Below are 19,537 nucleotides of genomic sequence, written 5' to 3' on the forward strand. Positions count from 1 at the left end.
CTGAGCATGATAGAAAGAAATACCAGTTATGGCAGGTAGTGAATCATCGCTGCTGGTTAAAATGCGCAACACAGAAGAGAATGGCAACGTGATCTGGCAGATGGCCGTTCACATACCGATGGATTGATTGAAACGAGTGTATGAACCAAACGATATTGAGGCTTGCCGCCATCGCCCTGGCGGATGTATTGGGTAACCCTGGCCCGGCGGACGCCAAGCTGGGCAAGTTCTTCCGCGAGCATCGCGAGCTTGGTAACAAGGAGCGGGCCTGGGTTGCCGAGGCAGTTTATGGCGTTCTACGTCGCCGCTCGTTTCTGGTTTATCTGGCAGGCAATGAAGACCCACGCCGCCTGTTGGTGGCGTGGCTCGTGCGTGTGCAGGGGAACAGTCTGCGCGAACTGGACGAGCTGCTTAACCAGCAGCAGAAGGAGTGGGCGCACGAAATCAAGGCCAAGTCGACGGAGGGCTTGAGTCCTGCGATCCAGGCCGACTTGCCCGAGTGGCTGTGGCAACGATTGGAGTCTCAGTATGGCGCAGAGGAGGCTCTGGTGATCGCACGCAGCATGCACAAGCCCGCCAGCCTGGATTTGCGTGTCAACCTGGTCAAGAGCAATCGCGAAGAAGTGCTGGCACGTTTCGCCAGCGAAAAGGCCGGGGCGGAAGCCACACCGTATTCTCCGACCGGCATTCGCCTGCCGCAGCGCATGTCCATTAACCGTCACCCTTTCTTTACCGAAGGCAAGATAGAGGTGCAGGATGAAGGCAGCCAGCTTCTGGCAATGCTGGTCGCACCGAGGCGCGGTGAAATGATCGCAGACTTCTGCGCTGGCGCCGGTGGCAAGTCATTGGCGCTAGGCGCATTGATGCGTAACACCGGCAGATTATATGCTTTCGATGTATCAGAAAGGCGTTTGCACAACCTCGGCCAGCGCCTCAAGCGTTCAGGCCTTTCCAACCTGCACAGCCAGGTCATCAGCAGCGAAAGCGATCCCAAGCTCAAACGTCTCAACGGCAAGTTCAACCGCGTGCTGGTGGATGCGCCCTGTAGCGGGCTGGGCACCTTGCGCCGCAACCCTGATCTCAAGTGGAAACAGACGCCGGAAGATATTGCAGAGCTGGTGGCCAAGCAGACTGCAATCCTGCAGCGAGCAGCCAAGCTGGTGAAGGCTGGCGGCAGATTGGTCTATGCCACATGCAGCTTGCTGGCTGAGGAAAACGAGCAGGTGGCAGAGGCATTCCTGTCAGCGCATCCGCAGTTCACATTGATCAATGCGACAGAAATCCTTGCGCAGCAACAGGTTGAGCTGGATACTGGGACTTATTTGAAACTACTGCCGCATCAACATGAAACCGATGGTTTCTTCGCTGCAGTGTTCGAACTCACTGCTTAAGGAGTCAGCATGAAGTTACCCAGCCTCAACACCCAGATATTGCTTGGCGCGTTACTGGGTGTAGGGCTGGGATGGTTACTGGGCAACCTGCATCCGGAATCAACAGCGCAAGAAGCTGGCTTATATATCAGCACAATGGCAGGCGGTATTTTCATCGGACTGCTCAAGATGGTGCTGGTGCCATTGCTGTTCACCTCAATCGTCGTGGGCGTCGCCAGCTTGCAGGCGCACCAGCAGATGCACCGTGTCTGGATTTCAACACTTGTTTTTTTCAGCATTTCCATGGCAATCGCCGTGCTGCTGGGACTGGTGGCAACTAATATATTCAAGCCTGGTGCTGGCATGCATCTCGACATGTTCGCCGATACCATGCAGAATTTTCATAGTGAAAAGCTGACGTTAGGTGAGTTTTTCAGCAATTTCCTGCTCGGATTATTCCAGAATCCTTTTGCGGCATTGGCGCAGAGTAATGTGCTGGCAGTGGTGATTTTTGCCTTGATCGTCGGCATTGCCATTGTGATGGGCGGCGAGCGCTACCGTAATTTCCTCAATATCATGCGTGAAGCCTTCGATCTGGTGATGATGGTGGTCGGATGGGTGATGCGCTTGGCGCCCATCGGCATCATGGCGTTACTCGCCAAGCTGGTGGCGACCCAGGATGCAGGCCTGTTCGCGAGCATGGGCGAGTTCATGCTGGTGGTGGTCGGGATTACCCTGGTGCATGGCATCATCATCCTGCCCGGCATCTTGTACCTGGTGACGCGGGTGACGCCGTGGACTTTCTGGAAAGGTGCCCGGGATGCCCTGGTCACGGCATTTGCCACGAGTTCCAGCTCTGCCACCATGCCGGTGACAATGCGCTGCGCCGAGCAGCAGTTAGGGGTGAGGCGTGACATCGCTGGATTCGTCGTGCCTCTGGGCGCTACCATCAATATGGATGGCACGGCATTGTATGAAGCCTCAGCCGCGCTGTTTATCGCCAACCTGGCCGGGGTTGAACTCAATCTGGTGCAACAACTCATTGTATTCTTCATGGCGATGCTGGCGTCGCTTGGCGCGCCTGGCATTCCAAGTGCCGGCATGGTCACCATGGTGATGGTGCTGCAATCGGTCGGGCTACCGGCAGAAGCGATCGCGATCCTGTTGCCAATAGATCGCTTGCTGGACACAATACGCACAACAGTGAATGTTGAGGGCGATATGATTGGTAGCCTGATTGTGCAGGAAGTTGCCTCACCCCCCGACCGCCAGCCTGTTGCAGGTGGATGATTTTGTATAGAATTGTCCGCGCTGTCATCCAAACCGCTACTGATACGTTATAGGGAACGTGTCACTGGTACTGGTCAAAGTGACCAATTTAATTGATAATATTTCTCAATTGGAAAATAATGGGAAACTGGCAATATGCCCTGATGCAGCAACATCAATATGGGCATAGTCAAAGCCAAAAGCTGTAGGGTGTTGAGTAGTAACAAAAGAGAAGTTCTATAACACAAGCCGTCTGGCTTAATTTTTAGATGAGGAAAGTAACCATGAAATCCAGCAAAATCGTCGCTTTGTTGTTCGCTTCACTGTTCTCCGGTTCCGTACTGGCTGCTGGCTGCTCGGTGGATGTCGAGGCTAACGACGCTATGCAGTTCAATACCAAGAACATCGATATTGAGAAGAGCTGTAAGGAATTCACCATCAACCTGAAGCACACAGGCTCCCTGCCCAAGAACGTCATGGGCCACAACCTGGTGATCACCAAGACTGCAGATTTCAAGGGCGCGATGAATGACGGTGTTGCTGCTGGAGAAGCTGGTCACTTCGTCAAGGCTGGCGATACTCGCGTGATTGCCCATACCAAGCTGATCGGCGGTGGTGAAAAGGATAGCGTGAAGGTCGATGTCAGTAAGCTGACCGCAGGTGAAAAGTATACCTTCTTCTGCTCCTTCCCTGGTCATGCCACGATGATGCGTGGTACCGTGACAGTGAAGTAACGCGCAATCGAACAACAGTCGTCTGGCTGTTGGCGTGTAGAAAGGCAGCTCTAGGGCTGCCTTTTTTGTATTTTTAAAACATGTATACGGACTTTACCAGTTGCTATGGTCCGGGATGATGGGCATCGAATAAAACAAACTGAAGCGTTAGCGCTTAGAACATCCGCTTTACGTTGCCGATTGTCTGGCCAGCAATCACAAAGCGACCGCACATGCTTCGCGTTGCCTAGTGTGTATGGATTATAGATTATGGTGATGGGACATTTTGTTCATGATCAAGGAATAGGCCGCTGGCACCACTACCAATGTCAACAGTGTGGAAGAGATCATGCCGCCGATGACGGCGATGGAAAGTGGACCGTTGGTCTCTGCCCCTGCCCCTAATCCAAAGGCTGCAGGCAGCAGGGCCAGGATGATGGTCAGCGAGGTCATGAGCACAGGGCGCAACCTGATGGGGCAGGCTTCGCGCAATGCGTCGTCCACTGATTTACCTTCCTCATGCAGCTGGTTGGTGAGGTCGATGAGCAGAATGGAGTTCTTGGCTACCAGGCCGATCAGCAATACCAGCCCGATCATCGAGAAGATATTGAGCGAGTTGTTGGTGATCCATAACGCAAACACCCCGCCGATAATCGCCAGGGGCTGCGCCAGCATGATGATCAAGGGCTGCAGGAACGAGTTGAACTGGCTGGCGAGCACCATATAAAGCAATACCAGCGCCAGGCCAAACGCGAATAGCATGCTGCTTACGGTTTTCTGCAGCTCTTCGGCCTGACCCACCAGGTTGAATTGGTAGCCCGGCGGTAGTGTTTCTGCGGCCAACCGGCGTACGTGCTCGACAGCGTCGCCCAAGGGCATGATGGGGTTAGAGTAGAGGCTGGCAGCATATTGCAGATCGAAGCGTCCGATCACGGCCGCGCCCAATGTCTGCTTGAAGCTTGCGACGCTATCCAGGCGCACGAGCTCCCCCGTGCCGCTGCGCAGATAAATCTTCTTGAGGTCGTCCGGGGTTTGCAGGCTGCCTTCCTTGGCCTTCAAGCGGATCTCGTAACGCTGGCCGTCTCCGGGTTCGTCGTTGAAATCGGCAATATCAATGCCGCCGGTGTACAAATTGAGCGCTGTTGCGATGTCGACAGCGGAAATGCCCAGGCTGGCGGCGCGTATCCTGTCTATTTTCAATGTGAGCTGGGGCAGGTCGAGATCCAGGTCCAGGTCTACCTTGCCGATTCCCGGAATATCCCCTAGTTTGCGTTGCATGGTTTTGCCGAGCTGGCTGACCTGCTCGAGATTGGCGCCGGTGATATTGAACTGGAGTTTTTCCGAGCGCTGGCCTCCAACAATGGCAACAGGCACAGGAAAGGCCCGTACACCGGGAATCTGGTCCAGTTCAGCGCGGATGGCGCGTATCAATGCCTGCTGGCTCATGTCGCGCTCCCGCCGATCCTTGAGGCGAATGCTGACCGTGCCCTTATTCACCTGGCCCTGCGCGCCCACGCCTATGGTACTGAAGTAGCTGGCGATCTGCGCATCATAGCGTTGCAATACTGCTTCCATTTTCTCCAGGCGACTGTTGGTGTATTCAATGCTGGAGCCCAGCGGGGTACGGAAGGAAATCAGGAAGCGGCCTTCATCTGAGTCTGGGATGAATTCCTTCTGCACCTTGCCAAAGAAGAACCCGCTGCTGACCACTACCAGCACGGTGAGCAGCATCACTTTCCAGCGGTGTCGAAGCGTCCATGCCAACATGCCGGCATAGAGATGGTCCATGCGGTGAAAGAGGCGGTCCATCCAGCCATAGAAGCGGCCTTCTGGCTCATGCGTCTTGAGATAGCGCGAGCATAGCATGGGTGTCAGTGTGAGTGAGACCAGCAGCGAGACCAGTACGCCGAAGGTGACGACTACCGCAAACGACTTGAAGAACTTGCCGATGATGCCTTCCATGAAAATCACAGGAGCGAAAATACAGACCAGCGAAAATGTGGCGGCAATCACGGCAAAAGCCACCTCCCGGCTGCCCGTGATGGCAGCCGCCCGGGCAATGGTGCCAGAGTCGGCAGCGGGCTCCTGTTGCGCACGTAGCCTCAGGTGGCGGTAGATATTCTCGAGTACCACAATGGCGTCATCCACAACCACGCCGATCAGTAATAGCAAGGCTAGCAGCGTCATGGTGTTGAAAGTAAAGCCGGAGAAATACATGACCGCGATCGAGCCCAACAGCGACACCGGGATCGCAGTGGCGATGATCAGGGTAGAGCGGACGGAACGCAGGAACAGCCAAACGATCAAGGCGGCAAGCAGGGTGCCTTCGACGAGATGCTCCTGCAATGCGCCGACGATTTCCTCAATGAACAGCGCATCGTTGGTCGAGATATCCAGCGTCATGCCGGGCGGCAAGCTGGGGCGGATTTCCGTATCCAGCTTGCGCAATACTTCATCAATGATCGCCACGGTATTGGCATTGGATACCTTGACAATCCCCAGGCCTACTGCAGGGTTGCCTTTATAACGTGCCAGTTGCCGGTAGTCGGCAACTCCATCCTCCAATTCGGCAATCTGTCTGAGCTTGATGGCAGCACCATCGCGGTATGCCACGATCATTTCCGCCATGTCGCGCAGGTTGTGGAATTCCATGTCCAGCTTCATGAGATATTCCGCATTCTCGCCTACCAGGAAACCGCCAGGCAGTTGCACATGTTCGCGCCTGAACGCATCGATCAGGTCAGTAGCCGTAATATTGTAAGCGGCCATACGTTCAGGCAGCACATTGACGCGGATGGTGCGGTCGCGTCGTCCTCCCAGGCGTACCTCGCCGACACCATTAATCGTCTCTAGCTTTTTCTTGATGACGTTGAACCCGTACAGGTTGATTTGCTGGATGGTGCGGTCGCCGCGCAATGCTAGCCACATAATGGGCTGGGCGTTGGTTTCCACTTTCTGTACCTGCGGCGGATCGGCATCATCTGGCAGGCGGCGCAGCACCTGGCTAACCTTGGCCTGCACCTCGTTGTATGCCACGTCGATGTTCTTCTCGAGGCTGAAGGTAATGGTGATGACAGAAACGCCTGGTGAAGAGGATGACTGGATATGCTCGATGCCCGGTGTGGTGTTGACCGAGGATTCGATGATGCTGGTGATGCTGGCATCGATGACGTCGGGGTTGGCGCCGGTCAAGGTGGTGGTGATTGAAATGACCGGGAATTCGATGTAGGGCAGCCGATCGACCCCGATGCGCTGGTAGCTAATGATGCCGAGCAGTACCAGCAAGCCGGAGACCATCCACGCCAATACATGGCGCTTGATCGATATTTCCGGCAAGGTCATGGCTGATCCCGCTGCGAATGGGCCTGGACCTGTACGCGGGTTTGGTCGGTGAGGAAGGCTGCGCCATCGACGGCGATGGTTTCACCTGCTTCGAGCCCTTCGATGATCTGAATGCGCCCGTCCTGATAGATACCGGTTTTGACAATGCGCTGATGTGCAACATTGTCCTTGATCACGTAGACGACCTCGCCGGCAGGACGCAGCACGATGCTTTGTTCTGGCACCACGAGCGCGGCAGGATATTCGCCGAGAATGATCTCGCCCGTGACGCTGGCGCCTGATTGCCAGCCGGGTTGGTCGACAATATCCACGAGTACGTCGATGGCGCGGTTATTGCTGCCAATGACGGGCTTGAACTCGCGCAATACACCTGTTGCCTCTTCTTCCGAGGTCGGTGTTTTCAATCTGACCTTGAGGCCAGGCTTGAGCTTGCTGCCCAGGCTTTCCGGGAAGGGAAGGTGGGCGCGCAACCGCTGGTTGCTGATGATCTGCAGGATGGGATCGCCTACCTTGACGTAGTCGCCAGGCGACACGATCTGTTTTTCTACCTTGCCATCAATGGGAGAAAGCAGCCGGGTTTTGCTGCCGTTATGCGTGATGGTGGCAAGACGGGATTTTGCGCCCTCGAGCTGGCGTTTCAAGGCGATTTTCTGCGTTTCCAGCTCGTCCAGGGCGTTTTGGGAAATGAAGTTTTTTTCCACGAGCTTCTGGTTGCGTTCCACATTACGCTGCTGGTTGAGGAGCAATGCCTCCAGTCGCGCTACTTCGCTCTCAGCCTCGCGTTGCTGCAATGCATAATCCTCGGCGTCCAGGAGGGCGATGACGTCGCCTTTTTTGACCGCCTGGCCGGGGCGGGCGAGTATTTTCAATACGCGCGCTGGCACTTCCGCGGCGACCGTAGGATCCATGATCCCCTCCAAGGTGCCAATGGATTGCTCGCGGACTTCCAGTCGGGCTGTTTCCACCGTAGTAACGCTGACCAACGGCATTGCAGCCGGTTTTGCGGGCTCTTCATTATTTTTGCCGCAGGCACTGATTAGTAAGGATAACAAGGCCAGCAAAGCAAGGCCCCTTGAGCGATAAGCTGACATCTATTCTGGTTTTCCCGGGTCATGTTGAGCGTGGGATGGAGTTTACCCACTTTCCGCTGGTCACTACAGCTTGCATGGCATACCGACAATGCCATTGAAACTCAAGAGTCTATACTGGATTGGCCATTTTTTTCCATGACTGTCCGCAGGTCACCCAGTTTTTCCCAGTCAAAAAAAGGACCGGGGTCTGTCTTGCGGCCAGGTGCAATATCGGAATGTCCGACGATATCGCAGATTGGGTATTGCAAAGCCAAAAGCTTGATCAGCGCTTCCAATACCTGGTATTGAACCTGGGTGTAAGCCTCGTCATCGCTTCCTTCCAGCTCGATACCGATGGAAAAGTCATTGCAGCGCTCTCGGCCTTGCCAGCTGGATGCCCCTGCATGCCATGCCCTGGCAGCACAGGGTACAAACTGTTGCAGGCAGCCATCCCGCCTGATGACAAAGTGTGCAGAAACCTTGAGCTGGTGTATACCTGCATAATAGGGATGCCCGGCTGGATCAAGCTGGTTGGTAAACAGTTCGGTAATGCCAGGGCCACCATACTCTCCGGGCGGCAAGCTGATGTTGTGGATGACGATCAGGCAGATGTCGGTGCCGGCAGGCCGATCATCAAAATTCGGTGAGGCGATGAACTCGGCTTCTGGCACCAGGCCTTGCGGGTCAATGGACAAGGTTGTGCCCATCGTAGATCAATCCGTATCCTTGCTCAGGCCCAGCTTGCTGAGGCGGTAGCGAAAGGTGCGGAAACTGACGCCCAATAGCTTGGCGGCGGCTGTCTTGTTATGCTGGGTTTTTTCCAGGGCATTGAGAATGGCAGTTTTTTCGATATGTTCTAGGTAGTCAGGCAATGGCAGGCCTTCGTCTTCCGGGGCTGATCGGGCAGAGGGCGCGTGAGCGCTGGCATCCTGGTCCAGCAGAAGGTCATCGACGGTGATGGTGTTGCCGTCGCATAATGCCAGGGCCCGTTCCAAGACGTTTTCCAGTTCACGCACATTGCCTGGGAAGCTATGCCTTGCCAGCATGTGGCTTGCTTCAGGGGATAATGTGGGGATGGGGCGATTCTGCTCCCGGCACTGCTTGGCTAGCAAGGCATCCACCAGCATGGGAATGTCTTCCGGCATGTCGCGCAGGGCAGGCAGCTTGAGTTCTATTACATTGAGGCGGTAATAAAGATCCTGGCGGAACTCGCCACGCTCCATGAGAACGGACAGGTTTTTATGGGTGGCGCTGATGATGCGCACATCCACGCTTTCTTCCTGGGTGCCCCCAACCATGCGCACCTTTTTTTCCTGAATGGCGCGCAACAGCTTGACCTGCATGGCAAGCGGCAGGTCGGCGACCTCATCCAGGAAAAGGGTGCCGCCCTTGGCGGCATGGAACATGCCCTCCTTATCCTGAATTGCACCGGTAAATGCCCCTTTCTTGTGGCCAAAAAATTCGCTCTCCATGAGATTTTCCGGAATGGCGCCGCAGTTGACGGCAATGAAGGGACCGTCGCGGCGCGAGCTGTGCTGATGGATCAGTCGGGCCGCCAACTCCTTGCCACTGCCGGATTCGCCACTGATATAGACTGGCGCCTGGCTGCGCGACAGTTTTTCTATCATGCTCCGCACATGCTGGATGGCGGGGCTGTTGCCGATAAGCTTCAGGGCGCCCGTGTCTTCGGATGCATTTGCCTTGTCTGCGGCGGACAGCTTGAGCGCGGATTGCACCAGGGGGCGCAATTGCTTGAGCGAAATGGGCTTGGTGAGGTAGTCGAAGGCGCCAGCTTTGAGCGCGGATACGGCATTCTCCGCACTGCCGTAGGCGGTAATGACGGCAACCGGCAGGCCGGGATAGTCCTGGGCAATGCGATTGACCAGGTCCAACCCGCTGCCATCCGGTAATCGCATGTCAGTGAGACATAAGCCATATTGCCCTTTTTTCAGCAGGTGCATAGCCTCAGATAGGCTGCTCGCGCTATCCGCACGGATGTCCATGCGCTCCAGGGTCAGCACCAGGAGTTCGCGGATATCGGTTTCGTCATCGACGACCAGACAGGCGGGGAAGGCACTCATGCAGGCTCAATTTTCTCAATGTGAATGACAAACGAGCAGCCTTGCTCGACGGCGGCATGCTCAATAGTAGCGCCATTAGCTTCGCATAGTTCGCGCGCGATATAAAGCCCAAGGCCGGTGCCTGTGCTTTCCGTGGTAAAGAAAGGCTCGAACAGGTGCGCCAGGGCGCTATCGGGAATGCCATTGCCATCGTCATGCACTTCTATCAGCCATTTCCTGGCTTCGCTGCGTAGCGACAGTGTCAGGCTGCCATTGCGTTGTCGGCTATGGCGCCAGCCGTTGCGGCAGAGATTCCACAGTACCTGATGCAGGTGGCGGTGGTCGAACATGATCGTGGGCTCCAGGACATCCGTGTCCAGCACGAACCCCTGCGGAGGAATTTTTTCCACCTGGTAGAACTGGTCGTGGAATTCGCGCAGGAAATCGGTCAGGCGGATTTCCTGCTGCCTGGTCCGGTCCCGGCGGTTGAGTTCCAGCACATCCTTGATCATCTGTTCCATACGCTGCACATTGTCGCTGATGATTTGCAGCATGCGCTGGCTGGCTGGGTCGTGGGATTCGTCCTCCTGCAATAATTGAGTCGCGTGGCTGATGGCGCTCAAGGGGTTGCGGATCTCGTGAGCAATATTGGCAGTGAGGCGGCCAAGTGCAGCGAGCTTGAGCTGCTGCGCCTGTGTCTGCAACTGGCTCCAGTCCTGGATGAAGATGACTGTACCTTGGGCATAGCTTTCACCAACGGGCATGAGCTTGAGGCGCAGGTCGCGCTTGCTCAGGCTGAGTTTGATCAGGCCTTGCTGCTTGCCGTGTCCCTGCTGTTGCCAACGCTGTAACAAGGTGGCGAGTTCGGGAACATATTCTGCCAGTGGCTGGTTAGCGCGTACTTCGCTTTGTATCCCCAGCAGGAAGTCGGCTTGCCGGTTGCGGTGGCGTAATGTGAGGGCTTGGTCAACGACAATGACACCATCGTCCATTTCCTGCGTGACCAGCTGATTGACCTGGGCCAGGTTCTCCAGGTCTATCCCGCGTTGCGACGCCAACTGCGCATTCAAGCTGGCGCGCTTGCTGAAGCTATGGGCGAGCCAGGCGGTGGCGAAGCAACTGATGCTCAGCATGACCGCATGTGAATAATCGCCGAAATCCTCGTTCCAGATCAGCATCTGGTAGGACTGCTCGAGTAGCAACCCTATGCTGGCGACCGCGGCATAAAACAGCGCCAGCCGTCCTTGGCTGATCAGGCTGGCGGCGGCAATGGTGATGATGAGAAGCAGTCCCAGCCCACTCTTGATCCCGCCGCTGGCATACATGAGCAGAATGATGAAGCCGATGTCCATCAGCGTCAGCAGGGATAGCTGTATGCTGAATCTGGGCTTGCGCAGCACGTTTAGACAAAGTGCCAGGCAGCCAAAGCTCAGGTATGCCAGAGAGAAGCTGAGGTATGAGGCTGGATTGTAATTAAGCCAGATGCGGGTTTCCTGCAGCAGGAAGTAGGAAGCAATGAAAATGATGCCAAGCAGGACGCGATAAATCCCGAACAGGGTGAGCGGCTGCCAGAAATCCGTGGCAGGGTGACCGCCGGCTTTGGATTTGGTCATTCCTGATGTTGCTGGCGGTGCGCATCCGAACAGTAGTGCAGTGCACCACTCTTGACGCTTTCGCTGCGCGGCAGGTGCACATGGCAATGGGCGCATTGCACCATGTCTTCTGGACTGCTGCGGGAAGGTGGCCGCTTTTGCACGCTGTTGCGGTAGTGCTTGAGGATGGCGTAGATCAGCCAGAATATGATGGCGAGTAGCAGCAGTTTCAGCATGATGCCCAATAGGTGGGTGAAGGATAGGGGGATTGTAGCTAAAAGCAGCCCGGGTAACAAAATCAAACCTGTTATACTCGGCGAGAACGGCTTATCCCAACTGCGTGCTGCGGCACTAAATGCAGTAATGCGCATCCAAGCAATTCAATGGCGAGCACACAAGAACTTTCCAATTTTCTAGCGCAAATAGAGCGTCGTGCTTTCAAGCAGACGGCGTATGCCGTGCGCGATGATCATGCAGCGATGGATATCGTGCAGGATGCCATGCTCAAGCTGGCGGAAAAGTATGCTGCTCGACCTGTGGAAGAATACCCCATGCTGTTCCAGCGCATTCTGCAGAACACCATGAAGGACTACTGGCGCCGGCAGAAAGTGCGCAACATCTGGACGACATTGCTTTCTTCACTTGGCGTCAGCCCGCAGGATGAGGAAGAGCACGATCCGCTGGAAACGATGGCTTCCGATCATGCTTACGAGAATCCTGAGATGCAGTATGAGCAACAGGAAACCATTGCAATTATCGAAGCCGCGATAAAAAATCTACCAAAGCGTCAACGAGAAGCATTTATCCTGCGTTACTGGGAAGATATGGATGTGGCTGAAACGGCTGCCGTCATGGGATGTTCGGAAGGTAGTGTTAAGACACATTGTTCACGGGCGGTCCACGCATTGGCTGCAGCCCTAGGACAATACGGATTTGCTAAGGAAATGCTCGATAGGGCTGGGGACGAGCAATGAATCAAGAACAGCGGTTTGCAAAAGACATCGTCCGTCGATTGGACGAAACGACGCAGCATCTTGCACCAGAGATTTCCACCCGTCTCGCGGAGGCGAGGCGCCGGGCACTTTTGCGTGCCACGGCTCAAAACCAGCAGTCTCAGGGTGGCGGCCTCATGGCCTTGTTCGGCAGTTATTTCGCGCAGTATCATCGTATCTTCTCCTGGGCAGCCCTCATTGCGGCCATATTCTTTACATTCATTGTCACCCAGCAGTTGACCGGGCACGGTCATGGTGAGCATGGTGATGCCTTTCTGCTGGCTTCTGAACTCCCCCCCGAGGCATATCTTGATCCAGGTTTCTACTCATGGTTAAAGCAGCAATAGCAACAGGCCTGTTCTTGTTCACACTGGCGGCGGCCGCCGAAACGGAACTACAAGAGCCTAGTTGGGCGCAACTGACGGAAAGCCAGCGCAAGGTGCTGGCACCTCTGGCGCAGGAATGGGACATTCTCAGGCCGTGGCAGCGTGAGAAAATGCTGGATATTGCACGCGACTACTCCAAGATGACGCCCGAGCAACAACAACGTGTGCAAAGGCGCCTGACGCACTGGAGCCGGATGACGCCCTACGAACGGGAGAATGCGCGCAAGAAATACCAGGCGTATAAAAACATGACCCCCGAACAGAAAGCGGCATTGCGCAAGAAGTGGGAAGAGTATCAGCGCCTGCCAGAAGCCAAGCGCGAGGCACTGCGCCGCGAAAACCCCGATATTGATACCGGTCTGGAAGATCTGGACTGACTCGATAGGCGCTAAGTGCGTGCGTACTGCGCCCGCAATACAGAACTACCTGCGTTCCACCCAGTACAACATGAAGATGCCGGCTGCCATGAACAGCAATGTCGGCATGACGGCGCTGAACAAGGGAGACCAGTCATTGAGCAGGCCAAGATGCACGAATACCCGGTTCAATACCTGATAGACAATACCCAGCATGATGCCGGAAAAAATCTTGGTGCTAGCCGAACTTGAACGCTGCTGCAGGAACCCGAACGGCAGCGCTAGGATGACCATGACCAGGCATGCAAGCGGGTAGATCATCTTGGACCAGAGCGCAATCTGGTGGCGTGAGGTTTTCTGCTTATTGCTCGCTAGGTGGTTGATGTAGAAATACAGGTTCCAGGCCGACATTTTTTCCGGCACGACCAGCAGCACATTCAACAGCTCTGGGCGGATCAGGGACTGCCAGGTGGCTTCCTGGAACACATTGGTGCGGATTTTCTGCTCTTCAAAATGGGTCTGCGTCACTTGGTGCAGATTCCAGCTATTGCCATCAAAGCTGCCTTCTTTCGCATTGCTGATGGTGCGCAACCGGAATTCGTTGTCGAATTCGTAAATATGGATGTCCATCAGGGAGGCATCCGGCATCACATTCTGCACGTTCACAAAGCTATTGCCATCCTTGACCCACAGGCCCGAGCGGAAATCCTGTGCCACCACGGAGTCCGTCGCCTGGATGCGGATGCGTTGCGCAGCCTTTTCGCTCATTGGAGCAATCAGCTCTCCGACGAGAAAGGTAATCACGGCAAACACCAATCCCACGCGCAACAGGGAAAATGCGATCTTGCGGATGGAAATGCCGCTCACACGCAAGATGATGAGTTCTGAATAGCGCGAGAACTGGCCGAGCGCGTACATGGTACCGACCAGCACGGCCACGGGTACCACTTCGTAGACATGCCCTGGCGCACTAAGCAGTACATACAGCAGTACCTTGCTGATACCGTAATTGCCCTTGCCCAGGCTTTCCAGCTCTTGAATAAGATCGAAAAAGGAAAACATCGCGAGCAGGGCCAGCATGATCAGCATGATGCTGGAGACGATTTCCTGTGCGAGATAGCGGTTGAGTAATTTCATCTCGGCCTATTTGCGCCACAAGCGCGGCAGGAAAGGTAACTGGAACAAACGACGGTAAAACATCCAGAATGTCAGCAACAGGAAAAATGCATGAACGGGCCACAGGCCAACCATTGCCGGCACTTTGCCTTGTGAGAGCCACGCCTGCATGATGCTGAGCAGGTTGTTGTAAACGATGTAGATCAACAGCGCCATCATCAGGTTGGCCGAACGTCCGGAACGGGGGTCGACAAAGCTCAGTGGGATGGCCAGCAGGATCAGTACGAATGCCGAAATCGGAATGGCAAGGCGCCACTGTAGTTCCGCAATGCTGTCGGGACTATGCTCATTGAAAAGCTCCAGACTGTTTTTCGACTGTGTATTGGGGGGCTGCTGCTGCACTTCGGCAGGCTCGATACGGATCGCGTAACGCTCGAATTCCGTGATCGAATACTCGGCAGTATTGGGCGTGCCTTCATAGCGGCGGCCATTCTGCATGACCAGGAAGTCGTCCCCGTTCTCTGCCGTTTCACGATGGCCGCGGGCAGCCACAATGATGCCGAGCTTCTGGTGCTGCATGGATTGTACGAAGATGTTCTTGACGATGTTGCCCAGCTCGTCGAAGCTTTCCACAAAGAACACACGGTCAGCATGACGCGACTCCTTGAAGACGCCGGGACTGATAGAGGCAAGCTCATCGCGGCTTTTCAGCTGGTCGCGGAACTCTGCTCCCTTGCCGGTCGCCCAGGGCGTGACGAACAGGCTGAGCAAGGCAATGACGACGATGACAGGCAGGCCGAATGTCAGGACTGGCCGGATCCAACTGGAGAGTCCTTGGCCGGCGCTGAACCAGACGACCATTTCGCTGTCGCGGTGCCAGCGCGACAGCGTCAACAGCACGGCGAGGAACAGCGTGAGCGAAAGCATCATCGGCAGGAACTTCAGCATGCTGAAGCCCAGCAATGTATTGATGGCATCGCTAGCAAGGCTGCCCTTGGCGGCAACGCCAATGTAATAGGCGACGCGCTGGGCGATGACAATGCCGAACAGCACCAGAAAGCCGCCGATGGCAGTGGTGACTAGCTCTTGCAGCAGTGAACGTTTGAAGAGCATCTTAGACAGGCAGGCAGTTCAGATTCCGCAATTGAGGTTGATTTACCGCGAAAACGCGGGATAATTCAGAGGGCTTTAACCTTAAGGATCAAGGAATGGAATTTAGCATAAAAAGTGGTACTCCGGAAAAACAGCGTAAAGATTGCGTTGTGGTCGGCGTGTTTGAAGCACGTAAATTCTCCGATGCGGCCGCAGTGCTCGATCGTGCATCTCAAGGCTATCTCGGTGACATCCTGCGTACTGGCGACATAGATGGGAAGCCTGGATCCACGCTACTGCTGCATTCCGTTCCAGGCGTTGCGGCAGGGCGCGTCCTGCTTGTCGGCCTGGGCAAGGAGCGTGAGCTTGATGAGCATAGCTACCGCAAGGCCTTGCGTGCTGCCATCAAAGCGCTACATACCCTGGATGATGCCGATGTGGCGATATGCCTGGCCGAAGTTCCGGTGAAAAAGCGGGATACCGCTTGGCGCGTGGCCCAGGTGGTGGAAATTGCCGAAGACAGTACTTACCGTTTTGACCGCTTCAAGAGCAAGCCAGCGAATGGCAAGAAAGGCATCGCCAAGCTACAAGTGCATGTCACCCGGCGCAGTGACGTCGCTGAAGGTGAGAAGGGCCTCAGGCAGGGCAAAGCACTTGCTGCGGGCGTGAGTTTCGCCAAGGATCTGGGTAACCTGGCACCAAACTATTGCACTCCCTCTTACCTGGCAGAACAGGCAGAGGCGCTGAGCGATAGTCATGGTTTGCAGGTGGAAGTGCTGGAGAAGGAGGATATCGAAAAGCTGGGCATGGGGTCGTTCCTGGGGGTGACCAAGGGCAGTGTGCAGCCGCCCAAGCTGATCGTGCTGCAGCACAGGAAAGGCAAGAAGAGCCAGAAGCCGGTGGTGCTGGTGGGGAAAGGTATTACCTTCGATACGGGCGGCATCTCGCTCAAGCCCGGCGCCGACATGGACGAAATGAAGTATGACATGTGTGGTGCGGCTAGCGTGCTGGGGACATTCAAGGCTATTGCCGAGCTGGACTTGCCACTGAATGTGGTAGGCATCATTCCGACGTGTGAGAACATGCCTGACGGTAATGCGACACGGCCTGGCGATGTGCTGACCAGCATGTCTGGCCAGACCATCGAGGTGTTGAATACCGATGCGGAAGGCCGGCTGATCCTCTGTGATGCCTTGACCTATGCAGAACGTTTCGAGCCGCAGGCCGTGGTGGATGTGGCCACCCTGACAGGGGCATGCGTGATTGCGCTTGGACATCACGCCAGCGGCTTGTTCAGCAACAAGGACAGCCTAGCCGAAGAATTGCTGGATGCAGGTAACGAGGCATATGACAGGGCATGGCGCTTGCCGCTCTGGGATGATTATCAGTCCCAGCTCGACAGTAATTTTGCCGATATGGCGAATATCGGCGGCAGGGCCGGCGGCAGTATCACCGCCGCATGCTTTCTCTCGCGTTTTGCCAAGAAATACGACTGGGCCCATCTGGACATTGCGGGTACTGCCTGGAAGTCCGGCAAGGAAAAAGGGGCCACGGGACGCCCAGTACCGCTGCTTACCGAGTTTCTCAAGCAGCGCGCCGGGAAGTAGGACCGCATGACCCGGGTTGATTTCTTTTTCAATGTGCCCAACAAGGCCGCCCATGTCGCCAGTCTCAGCAGCCGTGCCGTGCAACGGGGGCGCAGGCTGATGGTGCTGGCCTCTACCCAGCAGGCTGCAGAGCAGCTGGGCTCATTTCTATGGAGCAGTCCGCCGACCGGCTTCCTGCCGCACTGTCATGCCACGCATCCCCGTGCGGCAGAAACGCCCGTTATTATAGATTGGCGTCATGAACCGTTGCCTCATGACGATATCCTGATCAATCTTGATAGCCAATATCCACCATTCTTCAGCCGGTTCAGGCGACTGATCGAGATTGTCGGGTTGGAGGAAGAGGATCGTGCGGCGGCGCGTGAGCGGTATCGGTTCTATCGTGACCGCGGCTATGAGCTCAGGACATTCGATGCGAGTGGCGCTGCCTTGATGAAAGGAGGGTCCGATGAGCGATCAACCTCAAGATGAACTGGCGCTGGTGCTGCGCCGCATTAACGCGCTGAGCAATGTAGCAACGCCGACATCCGGGCAGGCAACCGAGGATGACATTCCCATATTGACGGAGTTTTATGAGGGAGGCGGTGCACTCAGTGCTATCGCGGTTGAGCAGCTGCTGGCGTCTTATCATGCCGATGATGTGCCTGCAAGCCTGGGGGATACGCCCGAGGTGTTACCTTCTCCCTCTGAAGGAAAGACGGCATCTCAGGTGCCAGGCATCAAGTTCTTGCCAGCGGATGAGGACGTGGAGCATCCTAGAGATGTTTCGAGCGAGCAGGAAACGGAGCATCCGCCATTGCTGCTGGCGCGTCGAGAACTGGCTGAGGCAGTGATTGCCGATATGCAGCCGGTGATTGCCCAGGCCATTCAGGAGGCCTTGGCAAAGGAAATGCAAGCATTGACTCCCAGGCTCAGTGCCGAGGTCGAGCGTGTATTGGCTGATAGTTTCAGGGAGCGCGTGCTCCAGGTGTTGAAAAAGGATTAGCCCAGCAGTGCTCTGTATTCAGCTGCACTTAGCAGTCCCGTAGGTGCATGCTCAGGCTCGAAGGAAAAAATCCAGGCATCGTAAGGCCTGTCGTTGATCTCTTCCGGTGTAATTTGCAGGGCTTCATTGATGGCGGTTACGGTACCATCGAGAGGGGCATGCAGGTCGGAACCGGTCTTGACAGATTCTACCAGTCCGCAAGGCTGGCCTGCGGATAGGCGGGTTCCCGGCTTAGGGGCCTCGACATATACGATATCGCCCAGCAAATCCTGGGCATGGTCGGTAATGCCGGCGAGCCAATGGCCGTTCTCGTCTGGACGTACCCACAGATGTTCGGCAGTGTATTGCAGGTTTTCAGGAATATTCATGAAAAGCTCAGGGGAATGATGTCGGCATATTTTCTCATAAACCAGTGAAACCGATACAGAGGCAGATTTTTTTATCTTTCTTCTATTAAGAAAATATATAAACTTCCGTTGCTATGTTAATGACAAATCAAATCTTTTTGGATATTATTTTTTCGATCATTGACGGGGCGGGTGTGACATGAAGCGTATCATCACATTATGGCTGACCATGCTGGCATTGTGTATGCCGCCGGTCTTGGCCTGTGCAGCGGAGAAAAAGCCGCAGAAATCTGCAGCCAGCAAAACCAAGGCGAGTAACAAAACCGTTGCCAATAAGAAAGCGGCGGTAGCAAAGAAAAATGAAGCCAGCGGCAGGATCATCAGTACCATACGTTCCAACAGTGCTGTTGCCACAGCCAGCCCTAGCGTGTTCAAGGATGAGGATGCGGGCTTAAAGCTGGCTTCCAGCAAGGCCATGATCGTGAATCAGGAGTCCGGCGAGGTTTTGTTTGCCAAGGGAACAGATATCGCTGCGCCGATTGCTTCTCTGACCAAGCTGATGACGGCAATGGTGGTGCTGGATGCCCAGCAGGATATGAATGAAAAGCTGAGAATCACGCGGGAAGACATTGACACCCTCAAGGGAACCGGCTCGCGGATGCCGATCGGGGCGACCCTGACAAGGGCAGAAATGCTGCAGCTTGCCTTGATGGCCTCAGAAAACCGAGCAGCTTCAGCGCTGGGCCGTCATTATCCGGGGGGGCTCAATGCATTTGTCGCTGCGATGAATGCCAAGGCCCTGCAATTGGGCATGCTGCATTCGCGTTTTGCCGACCCGACCGGGTTGAATAGCGCAAATGTTTCCACTGCTGAGGATCTGGTCAAGATGGTGCGCGCTGCATACCAATATCCCGAGATCCGCCATGTATCGACCACTACCGCCTATGCCGTGCCAGTCAATGGCGCGCGCGCGCCATTGCATTATGTGAATAGCAATGTACTGGTACGCAACAGCGACTGGGTGATCGGCTTGTCCAAGACCGGCTACATCAATGAGGCTGGCCGCTGTCTGGTGATGCAGGCGGAGGTTGGTGGCCAGCCCCTGATCATTGTGCTGCTGGATTCATTCAGCAAGAATGCCCGGGTAGGCGACGCACAGAAAATCCGCAAGTGGATAGAAAGTAGCAATAACCATCGCGATGCAAGCTGATGTGGCGATTCCTGAATAAATAAAAAGCGG

19 protein-coding genes are annotated in these 19,537 nt (G+C 55.4%); 10 read left to right on the forward strand and 9 right to left on the reverse strand.

Annotated elements, in window-relative coordinates; all coding sequences use genetic code 11:
- Positions 1–140: 140 nt before the first annotated feature.
- The 3 genes from MFLA_RS01075 (at position 141) to azu (ending at position 3,373) form a co-directional block, all read left to right on the forward strand.
- Positions 141–1,391, forward strand: a complete 1,251-nt coding sequence (locus MFLA_RS01075) for an RsmB/NOP family class I SAM-dependent RNA methyltransferase (protein ID WP_011478576.1) — start codon at positions 141–143, stop codon at positions 1,389–1,391.
- Between the two features lie 9 nt (positions 1,392–1,400).
- Positions 1,401–2,660 carry a dicarboxylate/amino acid:cation symporter gene (locus tag MFLA_RS01080; protein ID WP_011478577.1) on the forward strand — a complete coding sequence of 420 codons (1,260 nt, stop codon included), beginning with the start codon at positions 1,401–1,403 and terminating at the stop codon, positions 2,658–2,660.
- A 263-nt stretch (positions 2,661–2,923) separates the two neighbouring features.
- Positions 2,924–3,373: an azurin gene (azu, locus tag MFLA_RS01085; protein WP_011478578.1), complete on the forward strand. Its 450-nt coding sequence runs from the start codon at positions 2,924–2,926 to the stop codon at positions 3,371–3,373.
- 240 nt (positions 3,374–3,613) lie between these two features.
- Here the strand turns inward: azu and MFLA_RS01090 are convergent, their stop codons facing one another.
- The 6 genes from MFLA_RS01090 to MFLA_RS01115 form a co-directional block, all read right to left on the reverse strand.
- A complete protein-coding gene (locus MFLA_RS01090; RefSeq protein ID WP_011478579.1) occupies positions 3,614–6,694 on the reverse strand; it encodes an efflux RND transporter permease subunit in 3,081 nt (1,026 codons plus the stop codon).
- Complete coding sequence (locus MFLA_RS01095; RefSeq protein ID WP_229407093.1) at positions 6,691–7,683, reverse strand: efflux RND transporter periplasmic adaptor subunit; 993 nt, start codon at positions 7,681–7,683, stop codon at positions 6,691–6,693. Before MFLA_RS01095 ends, MFLA_RS01090 begins: the two co-directional genes overlap by 4 nt.
- A gap of 203 nt (positions 7,684–7,886) precedes the next feature.
- Positions 7,887–8,471, reverse strand: coding sequence for a 1,6-anhydro-N-acetylmuramyl-L-alanine amidase AmpD (gene ampD, locus MFLA_RS01100; protein ID WP_011478581.1), 585 nt, complete (start codon positions 8,469–8,471; stop codon positions 7,887–7,889).
- 6 nt (positions 8,472–8,477) lie between these two features.
- Positions 8,478–9,845, reverse strand: coding sequence for a sigma-54-dependent transcriptional regulator (locus tag MFLA_RS01105; protein WP_011478582.1), 1,368 nt, complete (start codon positions 9,843–9,845; stop codon positions 8,478–8,480).
- Positions 9,842–11,437 (reverse strand): sensor histidine kinase, encoded by a 1,596-nt coding sequence (locus tag MFLA_RS01110; protein ID WP_011478583.1) that lies wholly within the window; start codon positions 11,435–11,437, stop codon positions 9,842–9,844. The genes MFLA_RS01105 and MFLA_RS01110 overlap by 4 nt, the downstream gene beginning before the upstream one ends.
- Positions 11,434–11,652: a PP0621 family protein gene (locus tag MFLA_RS01115; protein ID WP_048811797.1), complete on the reverse strand. Its 219-nt coding sequence runs from the start codon at positions 11,650–11,652 to the stop codon at positions 11,434–11,436. The genes MFLA_RS01110 and MFLA_RS01115 overlap by 4 nt, the downstream gene beginning before the upstream one ends.
- Before the next feature lie 147 nt (positions 11,653–11,799).
- Here MFLA_RS01115 and MFLA_RS01120 point away from each other — a divergent pair, with 147 nt between their 5' ends.
- The 3 genes from MFLA_RS01120 to MFLA_RS01130 are packed head-to-tail and all read left to right on the forward strand — an operon-like array spanning position 11,800 to position 13,171.
- Positions 11,800–12,390: an RNA polymerase sigma factor gene (locus MFLA_RS01120; protein ID WP_011478585.1), complete on the forward strand. Its 591-nt coding sequence runs from the start codon at positions 11,800–11,802 to the stop codon at positions 12,388–12,390.
- Entirely contained in the window at positions 12,387–12,755 is a 369-nt protein-coding gene (locus MFLA_RS14245; RefSeq protein ID WP_011478586.1) for a DUF3619 family protein, read from the forward strand. Before MFLA_RS01120 ends, MFLA_RS14245 begins: the two co-directional genes overlap by 4 nt.
- Positions 12,737–13,171, forward strand: a complete 435-nt coding sequence (locus MFLA_RS01130; protein WP_011478587.1) for a DUF3106 domain-containing protein — start codon at positions 12,737–12,739, stop codon at positions 13,169–13,171. The genes MFLA_RS14245 and MFLA_RS01130 overlap by 19 nt, the downstream gene beginning before the upstream one ends.
- 45 nt (positions 13,172–13,216) lie before the next feature.
- On the opposite strand, the gene lptG is transcribed toward MFLA_RS01130, so the two are convergent.
- Complete coding sequence (lptG, locus tag MFLA_RS01135) at positions 13,217–14,287, reverse strand: LPS export ABC transporter permease LptG (RefSeq protein WP_011478588.1); 1,071 nt, start codon at positions 14,285–14,287, stop codon at positions 13,217–13,219.
- Between the two features lie 6 nt (positions 14,288–14,293).
- Positions 14,294–15,379 carry an LPS export ABC transporter permease LptF gene (gene lptF / locus MFLA_RS01140; protein WP_011478589.1) on the reverse strand — a complete coding sequence of 362 codons (1,086 nt, stop codon included), beginning with the start codon at positions 15,377–15,379 and terminating at the stop codon, positions 14,294–14,296.
- A 95-nt stretch (positions 15,380–15,474) separates the two neighbouring features.
- Between lptF and MFLA_RS01145 the strand changes: the two genes are divergently transcribed.
- From MFLA_RS01145 to MFLA_RS01155, 3 genes are read left to right on the forward strand one after another with little or no spacing between them, the layout of a single operon-like run.
- On the forward strand, positions 15,475–16,965 hold the full coding sequence (locus tag MFLA_RS01145; protein WP_011478590.1) for a leucyl aminopeptidase: 1,491 nt from the start codon (positions 15,475–15,477) through the stop codon (positions 16,963–16,965).
- Positions 16,966–16,971: 6 nt separating this feature from the next.
- A complete protein-coding gene (locus MFLA_RS01150; RefSeq protein WP_011478591.1) occupies positions 16,972–17,436 on the forward strand; it encodes a DNA polymerase III subunit chi in 465 nt (154 codons plus the stop codon).
- Positions 17,414–17,950, forward strand: a complete 537-nt coding sequence (locus MFLA_RS01155) for a hypothetical protein (protein WP_048811483.1) — start codon at positions 17,414–17,416, stop codon at positions 17,948–17,950. The genes MFLA_RS01150 and MFLA_RS01155 overlap by 23 nt, the downstream gene beginning before the upstream one ends.
- Here the strand turns inward: MFLA_RS01155 and gcvH are convergent.
- Positions 17,947–18,318 carry a glycine cleavage system protein GcvH gene (gene gcvH, locus MFLA_RS01160; protein WP_011478593.1) on the reverse strand — a complete coding sequence of 124 codons (372 nt, stop codon included), beginning with the start codon at positions 18,316–18,318 and terminating at the stop codon, positions 17,947–17,949. The two genes, MFLA_RS01155 and gcvH, sit on opposite strands and share 4 nt — an antisense overlap.
- Positions 18,319–18,496: 178 nt before the next feature.
- Here gcvH and pbpG point away from each other — a divergent pair, with 178 nt between their 5' ends.
- A complete protein-coding gene (gene pbpG / locus MFLA_RS01165) occupies positions 18,497–19,507 on the forward strand; it encodes a D-alanyl-D-alanine endopeptidase (protein WP_011478594.1) in 1,011 nt (336 codons plus the stop codon).
- The last annotated feature ends 30 nt before the right edge of the window (positions 19,508–19,537 follow it).

Source organism: Methylobacillus flagellatus KT (assembly GCF_000013705.1).
Classification (GTDB): Bacteria; Pseudomonadota; Gammaproteobacteria; order Burkholderiales; family Methylophilaceae; genus Methylobacillus; species Methylobacillus flagellatus.